This window comes from Alteromonas sp. G4i35 (assembly GCF_054960375.1).
The window spans coordinates 132,348-149,432 of record NZ_JBHNZD010000012.1; the positions used below are offsets into that span (position 1 = coordinate 132,348).

The following is a 17,085-nucleotide window of genomic DNA, read 5'->3' on the forward strand; positions in this document are numbered from 1 at the left end:
TTCAAGAGAAGCATATGAAAGGAGTTTTATAATGGCTAAGAAACCGCAATTAACCACGTCGGCAGGCGCCCCCGTAGTAAGTAACGAAACCACTAAAACTGCAGGAGAGCGCGGCCCCGCCCTCTTACAAGATTATCAACTCATTGAAAAGTTAGCGCATCAAAACCGCGAACGAATTCCAGAACGTGTCGTTCACGCGAAAGGCTGGGGTGCACAGGGCACATTTACGGTCACGCACGACATTACCGATTACACATGCGCTGACTTATTCTCAGAAGTGGGTAAACAAACTGAAGTATTAAGCCGGTGGTCTACGGTAGCGGGAGAATCAGGCGCAGCTGATACCGAGCGTGACGTGCGAGGCTTTAGCTTGAAGTTTTACACACAACAAGGCAACTGGGATATGGTAGGTAATAATACTCCTGTCTTCTTCATTCGTGATGGATACAAGTTCCCTGACTTTATTCGTACGCAAAAACGCCATCCGAAAACTAACCTGCGCTCACCAGAAGCCATGTTCGACTTTTGGGCTGCACAGCCAGAAAGCGTGCACCAAGTTACCATTTTGATGTCGGACCGTGGTATTCCGGTGTCACCTATGCACATGAACGGCTATGGCAGCCACACTTTCAGCATGTGGAATAAGGAAGGCAAGCGTCATTGGGTGAAGTTCCATTTCAAAACTCAACAAGGCATTAAAAACTACACCAATGAAACGTCTGAAAAAATCATTGGAAGCACTCGGGAAAAGTATCAGGAAGAGCTATATAACGCCATTGAAGAAGGCAATTTCCCAAAATGGACAATGTACATTCAGGCCATGCCAGAAGAGGAAGCAGGACAGCAAAGCTATAACCCGTTCGACCTAACCAAGGTGTGGCCGCACGATGACTATCCGCTTATTGAAGTTGGCGAACTGGAAATGAACAGAAATCCAGAAAACTACTTTCAAATGATAGAAAACGCAGCATTCAGTCCGTCAAATGTTGTCCCTGGTATTGGCTTTAGCCCTGACAAAATGCTTCAGGCTCGCATATTTTCTTATGCTGATGCCCATCGCTATCGTTTGGGCACACACTATGAAGCACTCCCCGCTAACGCGCCGAAAAATAGCAAGGTAAACCACTATCACAAAGACGGCGCGATGCGCTTCTTTACCAATGATTTTGGTAACCCTGACGCCTACTATGAGCCCAATCAATACGAAGGTCCGGTGGCTGACTTTTCAGTGAAAGAGCCTCCGCTTCGCATTGATGGAGACGCTGATAGATATCATCAAGATGAAGCAGATGTGGATTACGTGCAGCCGCGAAAACTGTATGAGATGTTTTCTGATGATCAAAAAGAACGGCTGTATAAAAACTACGCTGCCGCAATGGGCCCGTGCTCAGATAGCGTAAAAGAGCGTTGGTACGCCGTGCTAGAAAAGGTACATCCAGACTACGCCGCAGGCGTACGAAATGCGGTAGAAAGCTTAGATACCGACGTAAATACGGTACCGATTACTGAAAATACCCCTATCGAAGATAGCTAAACGCTATTGTTGTAAGGTATTGCGGCCCAGCAGTTTTCTCTTACTGGAATCTGCTGGGCTCCACAATTTAACAAACATGGCATATTTTTAATACTTGCCTAAAACACATCTAACTGATGATAAAGAGACTTCTGTCATCAAAATATGTTCATTGAACTTTAGAACAAAACTTGTCGAGTAAGTTTGCGAGATTGAAAATTGTGGCTTACGTTTAATGTATCTAAACGTTTATAGCGCTATGTATGTCGTTATTTAAGAAGTCAAAAACAGAACAATCCACCTCTCGCCAAGCTCCATGGAAAATAGCCATAATCGATGATGAAGAAGGCGTACATGAGGTCACTAAACTCACTCTGCGGAAATTTAATTTCGAAAAACGCGGGGTTGAATTTCTATCAGCTCACAGTGGCGCTGAAGGCCTAGCACTTTTCAAAGCAAATCCAGACATCGCTCTCGCTTTCGTTGATGTGGTGATGGAAACTGACGATGCGGGTTTGAATTTGGTTGAGGCCATTCGCAACGAGCTCAATAACCATACCGCCCGCCTTATTCTGCGAACAGGTCAACCTGGTCAGGCGCCGGAAGAAGAGGTAATCAGGCGTTACGACATAAACGACTACAAAGCCAAAACTGAATTATCATCGCTTAAACTTAAGTCTTGTGTGTACACAGCAATAAGGTCGTATCGGGATATTCAGACTATTGAGCAAGGTAAGCGCGGTATGGAAGACGTTTTAAAATCCTCGTCTTCCGTTTTAGCAAGCCAGTCTTTAGCCCAATTTGGCACCGCAGTGTTGAAACAGACACTTACACTGCTTAACCTAAACAACTCTGTACTCTACTTGTCTACTCAGCACACCGACTTATATGGCGATACGACCATGACGGTGCTAGGTGCCAGCGGCGACCTAGTTGGATTATGCGAACCTGGAATTTCTAGCCGAATTCCTGAAACCATCGAAGAAGAAATCAAACAAGTCTTAGAAAGCAAAAGTCACTATCAGTCTAAAGATTTATTCATCGGCTACTACCCTACTGGAGAAGATAGCCACAACATCTTGTATGTTAAGTTAGATCATCCACTGGATGCTCTGCAGCGCAAGACCTTAGAGATGTTTGCCTCTAATGTGGCGGTAATATTCCAAAATCTCACGCAAAAAGAAGACATACAAAAAACCCAAAAAGAACTCATTATGGTGCTTAGCGACGCAATCGAAATGCGGAGTAAAGAGACCGGTGGTCATGTGAGAAGGGTCATTCTTATGACCGAATTTCTCTCTGAAAAGCTTCACATGAGCCGAGAGTTTATTGAGACCATACGGTATTCAGCCGCACTTCATGATGTGGGTAAAATTAGCATCCCTGAAACTATTTTACATAAGCCGGGCAAACTCGACCCCGAAGAATGGGAGATCATGAAGACCCATGCACAAAAAGGCTATGAGCTACTTGCGGGATCTGATCGCATCGTTGCTAAAATGGGCGCCATCATTGCGAAAACGCATCATGAGCGGTGGGATGGTCAAGGTTACCCTGAAGGATTAGCTGGAGACGACATTCCCGTGGAGGGTCGTATTATGGCAATTGTCGACGTTGTCGACGCATTGCTATCTAAGCGCTGCTATAAACCGGCATGGAGTCCTGAGGAAGTAAAAGCCTATCTTCATGAGAATTCCGGGAAACAATTCGATCCGCTAATCACCCACATTATGATAGAGCACTTCGACAGAATCCTTGAAATCCGAGCCACAGAACCGGACGAAGATGAATGAAAGAATCGCTAGAACTAATCTTATTACGCGTTAGCCAAAGCGCAGATATTGATAAAGGTGAATTAGACGTTGCTTCTAGACTTATTATCAACTCGGTGTGTGAGGGTTTGCAAATTACTCGAGCTGGCATTTGGTTGTATGATGAAATGCAAACACTGGTACAGTGCACATTGCTCATTGATAAGGGTAATGACCTGGACCACGAAAGCTTAGTACTTACCCGAAAAGACTTTCCTCATTATTTCGAGGCGCTAGATTCAGAGAGAACCATTGCGGCCCACGACGCATTAACAGATGTTGCAACATTTGAATTTGCAGAAGTGTATTTAACGCCGCTTGGGATTAGCTCTATGCTTGATGTCCCTATTCGCCACCGCGGCAAAATGATTGGGATAATTTGCTGTGAACATCAAGGCAAAGCCCGTGAATGGCATGCCGATGAAGTTGTATTTGCGGCGTCACTGGCAGACCTTTACGGGCGTGCAGTGAGTGCAAATGAGCGCGCAGATTACGAGCAGAGGCTAATTGAGGCCAACCAAACCCTTGAGCAAAAAGTAATAGACCGCACGGCTGAACTTGAGGCCGCACAAGAAAAGCTCGTCGAGTCAGAAAAAATGGCAGCGTTAGGAAATCTAGTCGCAGGCATTGCTCACGAAGTTAATACGCCGTTAGGCATTGCACTAACCTCTGTCAGTAACTGCAAAGAAGAACTAAAAGACATCTATCGAGACTTCGAAAACGATGAATTAACCGAGCAGGGTTTTAAAGACTTTGAAGCTATTTGCTCTGAAGGGCTAAACTTGGCTGAAACAAGCCTGATGCGGGCAGCGAATTTAGTACAAGACTTTAAGCGCACTTCTGCTGACCAAACGTCGTTAGAAATAGAAGAAATTGCATTAGACGAATATATCCCTAGAGTCTGTAACCCTTTAAAGCCCATGCTTCGCAAAGAACAAGTCGAGCTTAGTATAGACGTTACGCCCAATTTAGTAATAACCACCTGCCCCGGTATTATTGCCCAATTGCTAACAAATTTAATATCGAATGCTCAGCGTCACGCTTTTGGTCCATCGGTAAATAACGACGTAAATAGAGTGAGTGTGAGGTGCAGTAAAAATGCCAAAGGCATTGTGATTAGCGTACAAGACAATGGCAAAGGTATACCAGAGGCACTTCACAAGAAGGTATTCGAGCCATTTTACACCACGGCTCGTGATAAAGGCGGTACAGGGCTGGGCCTAAATATTTTATACAACTTAGTACGACAAAAATTTAACGGTGAGATTGACTTAACATCAACCCCAGGAGAGGGTACGAAAGTAACCGTGTGTATTCCGGTTGAAGCCTAGCGTGCCTCTCATTTTCCACTACCTATACCCTGCGTTATAAATTCCCTGTGCAGCGCGCGACATTATTAAAATGTCGCCCTCACGACAGACCTAACATCAAAGGCTGGGCAAGCTAAATACAAAAACATAACAAGGCATGTAGAAATGCAACTTTCACAATGGCGAAGTTCCGGACACTTTTTAAACGTCGACGGTCAGCAAGTTTTTTATAAAACAGAAGGCACGGGACCAGTACTATTACTCATTCACGGATACCCCACCGCAAGTTTTGATTGGGCTAAAATATGGCCAGCACTTACAAACAAGTATCAATGCGTGACGCTCGATATGCCGGGGTTTGGTTTTAGCGATAAGTCACCAAAAAAATACTTAATTAAAGAGCAAGCAAACACGATAAGTGGGGTAATAAGGCATTTAGGTATCACAAGTGCCCATGTTCTGTCTCATGATTACGGTGATACGGTTGCGCAAGAAATGATGGCGCAGCAACTGGAAAACGACCTTGCCTTTCGCATCGAATCGCTGCACTTACTTAACGGTGGCCTTTTTCCTGAGACACATCGTGCTCTGCCCATTCAAAAGCTGCTGCTCTCTCCAATTGGTGGTCTACTCATTCGCTTTTTAAACAAAAATGCAATTCGAAAAAGCATGCACAACATATTTGGTCCAAACACACCTCCTTCAGATCAAGACATCAATGATTTTTGGATACTTATCAGTACAAATAATGGTCACCAACACATGCACTTGCTTTTGGACTATATGAAGCAGCGTAAACAATACCGAGAGCGCTGGGTAAGTGCACTGCAAAATGCCAATGCCCCTCTTCGACTAACCGCAGGTATGGCCGATCCAATCTCTGGCGCGCATATGGTGGCGCGGTACAAACAACTCATTCCTAATGCAGACGTAATTGAGCTCGATCAAATTGGGCACTATCCGCAAATTGAAAGTGCTGAAGCCGTGGTGAAATCTATAACAAGCTTTTTAGGTCGCTACACTAACTAAACGTGAAACTTTGTCTTGATACGGCACGCGACAGGGGTAATATAACGCTTCACTGATTTAACTCTAGACTCGCAACCAACGTTTATGGACGCTTCAACCAACAACGAAATTATTCCTGCCGCTAGCTTTAAGCAGATTGATATTGGTTTCGTGACCCCTGCTGCTTCTATAAAACGGTTTGTACAATGCATATGGGTGATTGATAACCCAGAAGGCTCAGCTACAACGCTAAACGAAAAATTTTATCCCGATGCCGGTGCTAGTTTGACTTTTTATCTCGATCAAACTAACTGTGAAGCACAATTGTTTTACCATACTCAGGTCTGCGCCATGCCGTGGGAACTGGCTTGCAGACAAATAAGTGTAAGATTTAGGCCCGGTGCCTTGAAATACTTGTTCGGTTTAACCTTTGATGACAGTAAAAACCAACAAATCGACATCGCGTTGGCTATGGTTAAGCAGCGTGATTCCTATCAACGACTGCAAGCCTATCTTATTGGAAAAACTATTAGCCAGCAGTGCTTAGCAATACAGCACTGGTTGATTGAGCTAGCAGAAAATACTGATGGAGCCTTTCAGAAATGGGAGCGCATGCTTTATCAGTCGATGAATTTACTGGTGCCCCCACAACATCTTGCCGATCAGTTCGGCGTCAGCCGAAGAACGCTGGAGCGCCAATTTCGCACGAACTTTGGTTTCTCGCCAAACAAACTGTATCAATTTGCTCAAATACGCCATGCACGATCGTTATTAACCTCAAATTCTGAAGCGCTAAGCCACGTCGCCTTGGCATGTGGTTACTTCGACCAAGCGCACTTTACGCATTCGTTTAGTGATTTCGCGCTGGAAACGCCCCTTCAGTATAGAAAGCGAAAGTTGTCGCAAATTTACAATTAAGCGTTTTGCTTAGACTTTATAGTTCTCCGCAGTTTTAAGGAGATCACTATGAAAAAACGTATTACACAATCTGAGCTATATTCTGAATATCCCCATATTCTTGAGCACCTCACAGGCTTGGTTAAGCCTTCAGTCAAAAGTACTTTAAGTCATAAACTCATACATTTAGTTAAGCTTCGTGCGTCACAAATTAATCAGTGCGGCTTCTGCCAACACATGCACGCCGAAGAAGCGAGAGAGTCTGATGAAAATCAGTCAAGGCTTGATATATTGTCTGCATGGAGAGAGCTAGATTGTTTCAGTTTTGAAGAGAGAACAGCATTAGCGTGGGCGGAAGCGTTAACGCTTATCCACTCTTCCACTATTACTGAAGAAATGTATAACAGTGTAGAAAGCACCTTCGGAAAAGAAGGGCTGATAGAACTCACGTCTATTATTCTTCAAATTAATAGCTGGAACCGTATTTCAGTAAGCCTTCAGTTTCAACCTTCTATTTAGTAGTAAGGAAGACGTGAAAATGACTATCATGAAACAAGTACAAAATAACAAATTGGGTGTAGCCGCCTGCTTGTGCTTTTTTTGGGGAAGTACCCTTTTCTTGCCAGCCTTCAGCAAATTTGCAACCGCTGGAGTATGGTTGTTTATGGCGGGTTCTCTATTGATGCTTTTAGACATCTTGAGCATTAAAACCAACTAGGCTTTGCGCTAATAGTGTTTAAGAGTGTATATACAACTATGCACTCTTTTATTGAGCGAAATTTACTGCTGTATATTGGTACAAGAAAAGTGAGTTTCGATTTTACTTTGATATATATGGCATAAGCCATTGAATGGGGAGAGAGAAGTTGGTCGGTGTGGGAGGATTTGAACCTCCGACCCCTGACACCCCATGACAGTTACAACAGTGCAAACAGGAGTATTAAAGTGTAAAAAGCAATCCTGTCAAAGAGAACATCCAAAATGTGATGATTATCAAAGCAGAAATTCTCCATGCCATACCGGGAGCAGAAAGAGTTTCAATATCGCCACTATCCTTTTTAACATTGACGAGACCGCTTACTTTGCAATAAGAGGTAAATGCTGCATCAGCGTCTTCAGATTGACACAAAATGCGAATCACACTAAATGGAATCGCCTTGCCATAATACAAAGAAAAAGCTCTCGCTATTGAAAAGTGGCGTGTTGGAAAAAGCCACGCCTTGTCTTTTGCTAATCCGTCAATGATGTCCAACAAATCAACTTTGATTGCTTGTAATGCCACATCACGATTTCGTTTGTGTACGTATAGCAAGCCGAGTACACCAATTATTGCTGCCAAAACCATGTTTACATTGCAAACTTGGTCTGGATTTGTAATAAAGTCGATAAAATTTTCCATTGTTAGAATCATGTTCCTTGAAAATATTGTGAAACCTAAAAGGGTAACGAGGTTCGCCTACATTGTTTTAGTTCGACATCAGAAAAATTCTCAAAACGGCAACCCATTCGCCATCTTGTTTAAGTCGCTGAATGCAACCACGCCTAAGACTGAAGTTCGTATCAAAGAAGAGGTGGTGACATCAAGTTTTGCAAGACTCTTAATATTGGCACTACCTAGACTTATCCTCAGTTAACAGCCAAACCATATACTCCATTGCTTTTGCATCTGCGTTTATTAACGCTTCATTTTCTTCTAGCGACGTTAGATAGGGTTCAAACTCTGTTTCGATGAGCCAACCCACGGTTTGAATATGATTAAACGCATGAACGGATAAGAGCGTATGCTTGATGGCCAAAAAGCACAAAGAAAAAAAGGTAAAGTTGGTTCTCTTGGCATAGTCTCCATAAAATTTCGCGAAACCATCTGAAAACCGAAAGCCAAAAGCATGAGGAATGGTGCGAGCAAACGCTTCAAATTCCTCGTGGTCTCGCTCCACTTCACCTTCCTCAACTTCAATGACAAAGGTGTTGATATGTCCATATAAACTTTTGAGTTTGCGCCGTAATTGAGCTTTATACGTAGACTTATTAATTCGAAAGTTTTGCTCCGAAAGGCTGTTTTGTGGAAATACGGTTTTATAAAGCTTGTCGCTGTCATACACCTCTATGAATCCCTCGTACTCCTTTGGTATACCAGCGTTTCCTATATGCTCCATAAAATGGTTGCGGTGCGCGAAGTAGTTGTTGAATGCGTTGTTTTCAACCGTTAACGTATTTGCTTTGGCTCGCTGCTTTGATGCATGGAAACGACCCACCGCTACGCTTATCGGGAGGCAAAGTGATGCAACAAAGATAGGAAAACCCAGTTGTTTCAGCAAGGCTTCATAATCAGTCGGACTAGGCCAACAGAAACACCAATAAGGCACGGTCAACAGAAGTGCCCATCCAACGAAAAACAAAATTGGCCACCAGAACACCATGTGCTTATGCAGCGGTAATTCATCGTAAATAGAAAAAGGACGCCAATTGAATTCGATGGCTTGCAACTTCTCTTTAACCCGTTTCCAGTGTTGAGCAATGTTGCTTTGGTTAGGGTCAGTTGGCGGTGGTGCAGGTGTTTTTGAGTGATTTGTCAATGCTTAGTTTTTCTTATCAGCAACGAACGCTACGACATATGTTAGGACAATTGAGTTCTCTCGCGCAACAACGACGTTGTTTTTAGGCTTTAAAACTGTTTCAGTCTCTAAATGATTCTGCCCCTTTTGATTCTTGCTTCGTTTATTAACTTTCACCTTGAATAGCCAATACCGAAAATTCATCACCCGCACTATTACTAACTTTAAAACACAAACCCCGCCGAAGCGGGATTTGGTTTCAAATTATGATTGATGCTCTTGTTTTTAGCTCTAACCGCACTTAACCCAATTTGATTTTGAGTTGCCCCCTTTTATTCTTGAGGCTAGCTGCATATCGCGCTCTTTCGAAAGTGGAATCAACCAAAACCTGATTTACAATCATCAGACTTTATACTCAAAAGAGTCGCGCCCGGCAATGATAACTCCAAGCAGGAAATCGCCAAGCTTACTGGAATAGCACTCAAATCAACACAGCTAGGCCGCCCCAGAGGCAAACAAGCCAAAATTAACTCTGACCTCGTTATTTTTCTCAGACACTGACACCATTATTCTCCTACCCCCCAACCTGCTGTGCTCTAGTGATCATTTCTGCTGCTATTGGTCGTTCAGTCTGCAGCAAATGATAAAGTACTAATGAAGACCCGATTATAGTAATGACATAGACTCAACCTAGCTCAGCCATCAACTAGCTCAAACTGATTGGAATTTAATACTAATATATCTATTGTCTCGCCGTTTTCATTCGAAAATTCAACGTCGTAATTTCCATCACCGAAGTCATCTATAACATAACCTACAACTCCCTCAGGCAAACCTTCGTCTTTGAACTCTGAGGCTTTCAGAACGACTTTTTTGTATAACATATATAGCTCCCTATCTGACGAAGCCTGAGAATGGCCTCGATAAAGTTATCGAACCATCTTGCCTAATCATCCAGCCTGATTTGACGTAGGAGCTTCTTCCATACGCTGCACTAATTCAGGGTACGTTAATTCCAATTTCAATACGTTGTCCGTATTTGGTCATTTCACCAGCATTGAATCTTCCTTGAGAATATAGCTTTGCAGCTTGACTTTGATACATTTTAGCAAGCTGAGAAGAATGCTCTACACCATAGCCAAGACTTCTGAAAATATGGTCCTTGCCATGTGTAGCGCCATCTTTAAAAATGTATCCTGAAAATTTCTCGACAGGAACACCAACATTTACTTTGGCTGTCAAACTTGATCCTGACAACTTAGAGCTCGACGTTACTGCGGTCCTCATCGACACTGTGGCACTATTCAAACCTCGAATGAGTGGCGAACCAGCGAACCCCAGCGGCATAATACTATTTGCCAGTATTTGTTTGTTCCAAAATCTTCCATTAATGCCAAATAATCCATCATAAACATCCCGGATCTCTCCATAATTTTCCAGCCCCATAGCGTCACTTGAACGTACCCAATCATGAATATCGAATGAGCCACAGTTGCCATAGCCAGCTGCACACTGCTGAACAGCAAGCCAGTCGACGCGCCCTACGTCTTCACCTGTATCTTGTTGTTTTGATGCTTGGCTTTCAATTTCTGTGGTTTCTGAAACATTAGTAAACCTTGTTTCGTTACTTGTAGGAGAAGCGCCATTTTGCATTGACGAGAGCTCGCTCTCGACATTGTTCATGGCTATCTCACTTACTCTATCGTAATCGCCGGGAGTACCAATCACCTTCGCACCAGTACTTGCACAGCTAGTTCCTTTAATTCTTGAACCTGTGCATGACATGTAGCCGGAGGGATCAGTTCCAGCTAAGGGGTTATTCATAATATATGAATATGGGTTTATCGATTGTGAATTGCCCGGAGCCTGAATGAACGGATCAACACTCAAAAAACGCCCAAGGTTATGATCGTACACCCGCCCGTTCATATGAATGACGATGCAGTACGTTTAGTACCTTAGGTCAACAGCAAGCTTTTAAAGAACAAATAGTTAGAAACAACTTTTTGATTAGATTAATGTAACTGCCCTAAAGAATACAACATTTAAAATTTTGAAGAACAACTTGAATTTGTTAATTACTCACTGTAAGAACGTTAGTAACGCGTTCAAGGGATGATAGAAAATGGAAATGACTTCACTACGATTGCTGCACAAAAGTATGTTAGCAGTTGGCACGGATATTCAGCAGTTTAGAATCAATACTGGATCAGCCAGCTTCGACTGTTTGTTTTCAACAAGAGAAAATCCCTTTTCGCTCGCCCTGACCTCTAGAGGTAGTAATCCAAAATTCTTTAAATTTGACGTTCAGGTAGGTTATAGAATAGTCCCATACTTCGGTGATTTTTATTCGGATTTAGTAGAAGTACTCCGAAGTGGCGCGAACACTGGGCAAAAGCTAATACCCAAAGATTTTCTTGAGCAACTAAATAACCAAATCCCTATCAAAGCAACATCTAGCAATACCCCTTCAACTAGTGAGATCATTCGCTTACGTCAAGACATTACCGAAGATAGAGAAAGACCTCATTTCGACACATGGATATTTTGGAAATCGAAAGATAGACAAGGGCCAACGAAAGAGAATCAACATAAAACACTCGTAGTAATGGGACCAGAAGCCCTTCAATTTAGTCTAGATAACCGAGCTTCATCCAAGTGGAGTGCGAAAGACTTGGGGCGAGATTGGCGTGAAATCAAAAAAAAGCCAGATACGCCGAGCTAACCAATCTTTTTATGTTAAATTCAATTCATCATAGTTGATCTGCTACTGTATGAACTACAGCTCTTCTTAAATCGTTTCCTTTTTCTAACAATTCTGTTTTCGATTTGCTATTCCAGTATTCGACATTCGCTTTGACAATATCAACCAACGCCGTGAACAAAGATTCGTTTTTTACTGCGGTTTCCCGTGCTCTTGCATACTCTTGGCCTTGAGATTCCAGCTTTTTGAAGAAGGACTCTATGTGTTGGAGCATAAGCATTTTGCTGGTTGATGTATCCGCATCCTCTTCTTTGCAGTGTTGCATAAACGACACGAAAAAGTCTTCGCAGGTTGCTTCTGTCCCCGTCAAGTAATCGAAGTCATTTATGTTGCAAACAAAAATGTTTTCGTAAGGAATTGGTTGACCAAACTTTGATTCCAGATTTGATATGGTGTCGGCGGCTATATGCTTGGCTATGTTGCTAAAGCGTTTCAGATAATATTCGCCTTGCGTAACAATAAGCCCATATCTTTCGGCTTTCTCCGGCAGTTTTTGATAGCATTGTTGTTCCAATCTGAAAGCACATTCGATAATTTGTTTTGCCGCTCTGATCACCGTGTCCTTCAGGTGGTGTTTAATTAGTCTCGGCTCTGCGGTAATCATTGTCTCGACTTTTGGGACAACGCCTTTAGCTTCAACGAAAACAACGCCATCGGTAGCTTTTACCACCGCATCAACCACTTTACCTTCAACCCTGTGCTCTTTGTATAGCAGTTTTAGTTCATCCTCAGAATCGAAGGAAACGTCGTCTCGAATTAGGCAGCCTCTGACATAGTTCTCATATGCATCGCCATAACGCATTCTGAAACCATCGCGGTTTATTCTTAAAAAATGATTAAAAGCAGATTCTGACAACCCTCGTCTCAATAACGCATGGTCTGGCGTATAGAGGCCACGAGTATTGAGAATAACGGGGCAATGAATCAATCGAGTGTCTGCGTTTATAATGCTCATCGCGTTTTCGCGAGGCATTTTCTCCGATAGAAAACGCTCAATTTCTTCAGGAAACATAGCGAAAACTCTTATGGCCTTAGCAATTGTGTCAATACTGAAATGCGGATGCAGTGCTTTCACCACTTCAAAATAATTCATCACACGACGTTCATTATCCATCCCTACCAAAATAGCAGCGGTGATGTGAAAATAATCACTGAGCGTTATTTTTGTAGCTTGGAAAAATTCATCATTGAATGGACTTTTTCCCATAGGGAACATGAGTGCATGCTGTAACACGAGTCCTCTTAACCAATACGCTTTAGAATGCTGAATCCAGAACTGGTTGTTGATCAATGGCCTTAAAAATAAAGTGACTGATTCAATATTATTGTTGCCAAAGTTTGAATCGTTTAGCTGCCACAACCTGTTCATAAACCATGTTATGTCACGAGCCGAGGCGATTTTAGGCGTTCCTTTGTTTTCAACCTCAAACAGCCACTCCAACAGCAAATAAACGAGTGACGGCATGCGTTGATGTTTTTCTATACTGCCATCGGCGTGGCGTGCCAATAGTTGGTCAAGTTGTTGCCCAAAACTCTGTTTATCGTAGTACCTAACGCGTTTTTTAAGTTTGAAAACCTCTGCATTATCGGACATGAACTTCTACTTCTTTGTTGTTCTGACTATTGAGAAAGTTGATTTTGCAACGCGCCTAGGTGCAATTCATAATCTTCAGGGCGAGATTGCTTGAACTTCTCCAGATTAATCAGCTTCCATTTCACCGAAGGAAACTGGGAGAAGTCGTATATTGACCAGTCAGGCTTTAGCTGATTTACACTGAGTAAAAATGCGCGATCTTTCTCGTCTAATCCGCTGTTCACAACGTGGATAAGCTCACTTCTGGTGGCTTCAAAATCTTCATAGGTGAAAGCATGTTCAGACATACCTTTGAATTGACTTTCAAAGGCAATTCGTTGGTCAATGTGATTGGGGTTTAACATCTCATGGGTAGGCCGATTGCTACAAATAAGGGCGTATATAACGCCTTTCGCTATCTCGCGTGAATAGCCTTGGTGTTTGAGCAACAAGTTAACGTCAAACAAATCTCTTGGGTGTTGGCGGTCAAGGGCTGCGCAGATTTTACCGCCATACAGTTGTGATAGTGGCACCACCTGAATATCACAGAACACATCAAATTCATCCTGCGCGGTGTCACACAGCGGCATAACCTCAGCACTATCATCAAGCACACCTCTGCCAACCATATTCACTTCAATCTTAACCAGTACATCGCCTTCTTCTACCATCAACTTGCAGACATCAGCTTTGTGCGTAACTTTTATAGTCGGCCTTAGTGACTTGATACTACCCATTATTCTTGTCAGCGCATGATTGATTTCACGAAGGCTCTCGCTTCGGTCTTGAATCGGTATGTATGTCAAATCAATATCTACAGACAACCGTGGCATGTCCAGTACAAATAGATTGATAGCGGTGCCGCCATGCAGCGCAAAGCAGATTTCTTTCGCTACTTCGGGAATGACGTTTAGCAGCAAACTGACTTGTTCTAGATAAAGTGATTTCATGTATGTGATTCAAGCTCTTTGGGCACGGTTATTTGGTACTTAGGGATATACACACCCTCAGCCACTATCTGGCGCTTACCTTTGCCTAAATCGATAGCATCCAGTTTTAGGTAGTTCAACCAACTGTGACCGGCTTTTTCGGCCATATATAAAAACAATCGCTTTACTTTGATAGAAGTACACGCCTCCAATAGTTCTTGAACTGACTTTGGTCTCAGATTATTCAATCCTTCCATTAACTCATAAACCTCTATAAGCGGTTGCTTATCAGGGGTGAGATACAAACACTCCATTACTGCACGTGCGGGGCTGGATACCTTGATTGAGAAGTCTTTGACATCATACTTTGTCATTCCAAGTTCAGCAGGTAAAAATGATGACGCGTGATAATCTAAGTCTATTCCCCAATCATACTTTTTAAACCACGAAGGTAACCTCTCGGTTTGTGAACCGAATAGCTGGCAGCGCTGCATAGCTAATTCAAGGTAGTGTAACTTACCCAACAGTGATAAGGCGGTTTTGGCACCGATGTGTATGCTCAATTCAAGTTGCGTTTGCAGTGCATAAAGTCCGCCTAATACATCAACTTTGTCCCCATCTCTTATCAGGGCACCTCGCTCAAGCTGTCTAAGCCAGTTACTCTTGCGGTAGCGTTTTTGCAGATCTAGGCTGTAACCTTGCTCAGTCAGCCACGCAGACGCTAATACGACACCTTGAGGTGTCGAAGACATTAGATGGTTTATTTTACTTCTATTTTCGGTACTCATGGTTCTAGTTTAGTGTAAAAATCAAACCCGCACAAACCAATAGTTTAAATTTACTCTTAAATAGGCACTCAAAGTACGCTTTTACTTAAATTTATAAACCCGGCATGTAAAAGCATATTGCTATTTTCAGCTACTCATTCAAATATTGATTTGCGCAGCATTAAACATTAAAGCCCCCCTCCGCAAGATTTGAAAACAAAGCGCCGTAAAAATCGAAGACTTGTGTCAATGAGGAGATTCGATATTTCAGCTGCATCAGGGTTCGGGGGAATAAATACTAGGAAGACTTGCAGCGGGATGAGTGCGAACGTAGTCATTCCTCAGTTTGCCAACAGCGATATGGGTATACACTTGTGTGGTACTCACGTCCTCATCCCCAAGCATCTTCTGGACGGTTAACAAATCAGCGCCACTATCCAGCATAACGGTCGCAGTAGTATGTCGGTAAAGGTTGCTTGCACCGCGCTTTGAAATGCCTGCACGTCGTTTATATCTTACTTTGGTGGACGATTAGCGCAATGCAAATTTGCATTCCGTTAAATCCACAGATTTGCCGAATAAGATTTAGCGACCGCAAAATTGCAGTCGGTAAATTCTGAGTTGAACATGCAAAAGTTCAGTTACTTACCGTACCGAATATTGTCGGTTTGGCTCTGCATAATTCCCGACCGAAATCACCAGCAGAGCCTGTGCGATGTCTTCGTATATTGTCAAGATGAACGTTGCGACTGGCTTGAAGATTGTCTTAGCGATGTTTCCGTGGCGCGTAGAGGCACCCTATGGGGGGGAGTTGAGGCTTCATCATTGTCGATTTGGCCTCTCAGATTTTTGTAGTGAAAACTTTTCAATCATAAATCAAAACAAGTAGTATGACGCGGTAAGTTTTTTCAGGGAAGCAAAAATAATGAAGGTCCATCACTACACTACAATTGATACTTTAGAACTCATCTTGATGAACCGTACGATAAGACTTAATCGTTTAGATTACGTCGATGATAAACAAGAGAGTGAACTCATAGCGCATAGACATTGGGCTAAATTTATCTTCGTTAGTAGTTGGACTGCGAACGAGCATGAGTCACGTTCAATGTGGGATTACTCTGGATTAAATGGGGTGATGATAAGCCTCCCAAAGTTTCCATTTAAAAAATATCAACTGAACTCGAAGCAAGAGATGATGCTATCCGTTGGCGATGGAACATCCAGCCCTGTTCCATTTGAGAGAATGTACAACAAGAAATGGATGTTTGTAATACCCCCCTTGATTGAGGAAATTTATGGAAATAACGTTGAATATGACCCTGACCCTACACGACTAGTTGGAGTTCATAGGATTGATGAAAATGACGACCATCACTTCAGTCTGGGAAAGGAATTAGCACGAATAAAAGATATTGCATGGAAATACCAAGAAGAATACCGATACGTATTCGTTATCGTTCCAATAGATGCCGAGGCTTTTCAAAAATGGCAAAATACTGGTAACTCTGAAGAATTTTTTAGGTCCGGTTTAACTAATTTTATCCGAGGTTCTGATACCACGTTAGATTACTTCGATGTTGAATTAGATGATTCCTTGGAGTCAATTCACGTTACATTTGGTCCTCAATGTAGTACGAATGAAAAAAAGCGGGTTGAAAACTTAATTGCACAATACGCCTCCGCGGGCACAACTAGCGAGAGTAGGTTAACAGGAAAGCTTCAGGAGCCTAAGCGTAGCTAAACTTTAACTATGCTTCATTTCATTAACTACAGTTAGAAACTAGCTTCAAGCAGTCAGCTTCATGAATCCTCTCGACATACTGCCACAGTTCGTCCTTGTTCTTATACTTACTGTACAAGTTATACGTCAAGGACAACTGCTTGTGCACTGCTAGTTTCGTAGCGATGTCTTCAGGACAACCGACTTGCTCTAGCGCTGTCGCGAAGTGACCTCT

General features: G+C 42.7%; 17 protein-coding genes and 2 pseudogenes. 9 read left to right on the forward strand and 10 right to left on the reverse strand.

Annotated features, from left to right (window positions below):
• Positions 1-31 precede the first annotated feature (31 nt).
• From ACFI6L_RS09645 to ACFI6L_RS09675, 7 genes are all read left to right on the forward strand, one after another.
• Positions 32-1,534 carry a catalase gene (locus ACFI6L_RS09645; RefSeq protein WP_014979634.1) on the forward strand — a complete coding sequence of 501 codons (1,503 nt, stop codon included), beginning with the start codon at positions 32-34 and terminating at the stop codon, positions 1,532-1,534.
• 242 nt (positions 1,535-1,776) lie between these two features.
• A complete protein-coding gene (locus tag ACFI6L_RS09650) occupies positions 1,777-3,306 on the forward strand; it encodes a DUF3369 domain-containing protein (protein WP_039225303.1) in 1,530 nt (509 codons plus the stop codon).
• Positions 3,303-4,655: a sensor histidine kinase gene (locus tag ACFI6L_RS09655; protein ID WP_462573880.1), complete on the forward strand. Its 1,353-nt coding sequence runs from the start codon at positions 3,303-3,305 to the stop codon at positions 4,653-4,655. The genes ACFI6L_RS09650 and ACFI6L_RS09655 overlap by 4 nt, the downstream gene beginning before the upstream one ends.
• A gap of 144 nt (positions 4,656-4,799) precedes the next feature.
• On the forward strand, positions 4,800-5,663 hold the full coding sequence (locus ACFI6L_RS09660; protein ID WP_462573881.1) for an alpha/beta fold hydrolase: 864 nt from the start codon (positions 4,800-4,802) through the stop codon (positions 5,661-5,663).
• A gap of 84 nt (positions 5,664-5,747) precedes the next feature.
• Positions 5,748-6,560, forward strand: coding sequence for a helix-turn-helix domain-containing protein (locus tag ACFI6L_RS09665; RefSeq protein WP_039225300.1), 813 nt, complete (start codon positions 5,748-5,750; stop codon positions 6,558-6,560).
• 48 nt (positions 6,561-6,608) lie between these two features.
• Positions 6,609-7,058, forward strand: coding sequence for a carboxymuconolactone decarboxylase family protein (locus ACFI6L_RS09670; protein WP_462557048.1), 450 nt, complete (start codon positions 6,609-6,611; stop codon positions 7,056-7,058).
• Between the two features lie 28 nt (positions 7,059-7,086).
• The gene (locus tag ACFI6L_RS09675) at positions 7,087-7,257 is read left to right on the forward strand and encodes a YrhK family protein (RefSeq protein WP_231506607.1); all 171 of its coding nucleotides are present in this window, start codon (positions 7,087-7,089) and stop codon (positions 7,255-7,257) included.
• A 222-nt stretch (positions 7,258-7,479) separates the two neighbouring features.
• Here ACFI6L_RS09675 and ACFI6L_RS09680 read toward each other — a convergent pair whose 3' ends face one another.
• The 5 genes and pseudogenes from ACFI6L_RS09680 to ACFI6L_RS09700 all read right to left on the reverse strand — a co-directional run.
• Positions 7,480-7,938, reverse strand: a complete 459-nt coding sequence (locus ACFI6L_RS09680) for a hypothetical protein (protein ID WP_171337626.1) — start codon at positions 7,936-7,938, stop codon at positions 7,480-7,482.
• A gap of 211 nt (positions 7,939-8,149) precedes the next feature.
• Entirely contained in the window at positions 8,150-9,115 is a 966-nt protein-coding gene (locus tag ACFI6L_RS09685; protein WP_462573882.1) for a hypothetical protein, read from the reverse strand.
• A 674-nt stretch (positions 9,116-9,789) separates the two neighbouring features.
• Positions 9,790-9,978 (reverse strand): DUF4926 domain-containing protein, encoded by a 189-nt coding sequence (locus tag ACFI6L_RS09690; protein WP_171337628.1) that lies wholly within the window; start codon positions 9,976-9,978, stop codon positions 9,790-9,792.
• Positions 9,979-10,093: 115 nt separating this feature from the next.
• Positions 10,094-10,822 (reverse strand): hypothetical protein, encoded by a 729-nt coding sequence (locus tag ACFI6L_RS09695; protein WP_462573883.1) that lies wholly within the window; start codon positions 10,820-10,822, stop codon positions 10,094-10,096.
• A 56-nt stretch (positions 10,823-10,878) separates the two neighbouring features.
• Positions 10,879-11,032 (reverse strand): annotated as a pseudogene (locus ACFI6L_RS09700) (RHS repeat-associated core domain-containing protein); the annotation flags it as partial.
• Positions 11,033-11,225: 193 nt separating this feature from the next.
• On the opposite strand from ACFI6L_RS09700, the gene ACFI6L_RS09705 reads away from it, so the two are divergent.
• Positions 11,226-11,819, forward strand: coding sequence for a DUF6037 family protein (locus tag ACFI6L_RS09705; RefSeq protein WP_462573884.1), 594 nt, complete (start codon positions 11,226-11,228; stop codon positions 11,817-11,819).
• 28 nt (positions 11,820-11,847) lie between these two features.
• Here ACFI6L_RS09705 and gapS1 read toward each other — a convergent pair whose 3' ends face one another.
• From gapS1 to ACFI6L_RS09725, 4 genes and pseudogenes are all read right to left on the reverse strand, one after another.
• The gene (gapS1, locus tag ACFI6L_RS09710) at positions 11,848-13,452 is read right to left on the reverse strand and encodes a GapS1 family protein (protein ID WP_171337630.1); all 1,605 of its coding nucleotides are present in this window, start codon (positions 13,450-13,452) and stop codon (positions 11,848-11,850) included.
• A 26-nt stretch (positions 13,453-13,478) separates the two neighbouring features.
• Positions 13,479-14,381, reverse strand: coding sequence for a nucleotidyl transferase AbiEii/AbiGii toxin family protein (locus ACFI6L_RS09715; RefSeq protein WP_171337631.1), 903 nt, complete (start codon positions 14,379-14,381; stop codon positions 13,479-13,481).
• On the reverse strand, positions 14,378-15,148 hold the full coding sequence (locus ACFI6L_RS09720) for a type IV toxin-antitoxin system AbiEi family antitoxin (RefSeq protein ID WP_171337632.1): 771 nt from the start codon (positions 15,146-15,148) through the stop codon (positions 14,378-14,380). Before ACFI6L_RS09720 ends, ACFI6L_RS09715 begins: the two co-directional genes overlap by 4 nt.
• A gap of 255 nt (positions 15,149-15,403) precedes the next feature.
• A pseudogene (locus ACFI6L_RS09725) lies at positions 15,404-15,631 on the reverse strand (tyrosine-type recombinase/integrase); the annotation flags it as partial.
• Between the two features lie 421 nt (positions 15,632-16,052).
• On the opposite strand from ACFI6L_RS09725, the gene ACFI6L_RS09730 reads away from it, so the two are divergent.
• Positions 16,053-16,871 (forward strand): hypothetical protein, encoded by an 819-nt coding sequence (locus tag ACFI6L_RS09730; protein WP_171337633.1) that lies wholly within the window; start codon positions 16,053-16,055, stop codon positions 16,869-16,871.
• A gap of 22 nt (positions 16,872-16,893) precedes the next feature.
• Here ACFI6L_RS09730 and ACFI6L_RS09735 read toward each other — a convergent pair.
• Positions 16,894-17,085: hypothetical protein (locus tag ACFI6L_RS09735; RefSeq protein WP_462573885.1), on the reverse strand; the 192-nt coding region annotated here is incomplete at its 5' end.

Bases quoted from the DNA above. Each gene is read 5' to 3' on its own strand.
- gapS1 (WP_171337630.1), bottom strand. From the start codon at position 13,452: ATGTCCGATAATGCAGAGGTTTTCAAACTTAAAAAACGCGTTAGGTAC.
- ACFI6L_RS09730 (WP_171337633.1), top strand. From the start codon at position 16,053: ATGAAGGTCCATCACTACACTACAATTGATACTTTAGAACTCATCTTG.
- ACFI6L_RS09670 (WP_462557048.1), top strand. From the start codon at position 6,609: ATGAAAAAACGTATTACACAATCTGAGCTATATTCTGAATATCCCCAT.
- ACFI6L_RS09720 (WP_171337632.1), bottom strand. From the start codon at position 15,148: ATGAGTACCGAAAATAGAAGTAAAATAAACCATCTAATGTCTTCGACA.
- ACFI6L_RS09690 (WP_171337628.1), bottom strand. From the start codon at position 9,978: ATGTTATACAAAAAAGTCGTTCTGAAAGCCTCAGAGTTCAAAGACGAA.
- ACFI6L_RS09715 (WP_171337631.1), bottom strand. From the start codon at position 14,381: ATGAAATCACTTTATCTAGAACAAGTCAGTTTGCTGCTAAACGTCATT.
- ACFI6L_RS09675 (WP_231506607.1), top strand. From the start codon at position 7,087: ATGAAACAAGTACAAAATAACAAATTGGGTGTAGCCGCCTGCTTGTGC.
- ACFI6L_RS09680 (WP_171337626.1), bottom strand. From the start codon at position 7,938: ATGGAAAATTTTATCGACTTTATTACAAATCCAGACCAAGTTTGCAAT.
- ACFI6L_RS09705 (WP_462573884.1), top strand. From the start codon at position 11,226: ATGACTTCACTACGATTGCTGCACAAAAGTATGTTAGCAGTTGGCACG.
- ACFI6L_RS09655 (WP_462573880.1), top strand. From the start codon at position 3,303: ATGAAAGAATCGCTAGAACTAATCTTATTACGCGTTAGCCAAAGCGCA.
- ACFI6L_RS09660 (WP_462573881.1), top strand. From the start codon at position 4,800: ATGCAACTTTCACAATGGCGAAGTTCCGGACACTTTTTAAACGTCGAC.
- ACFI6L_RS09665 (WP_039225300.1), top strand. From the start codon at position 5,748: ATGGACGCTTCAACCAACAACGAAATTATTCCTGCCGCTAGCTTTAAG.
- ACFI6L_RS09645 (WP_014979634.1), top strand. From the start codon at position 32: ATGGCTAAGAAACCGCAATTAACCACGTCGGCAGGCGCCCCCGTAGTA.
- ACFI6L_RS09650 (WP_039225303.1), top strand. From the start codon at position 1,777: ATGTCGTTATTTAAGAAGTCAAAAACAGAACAATCCACCTCTCGCCAA.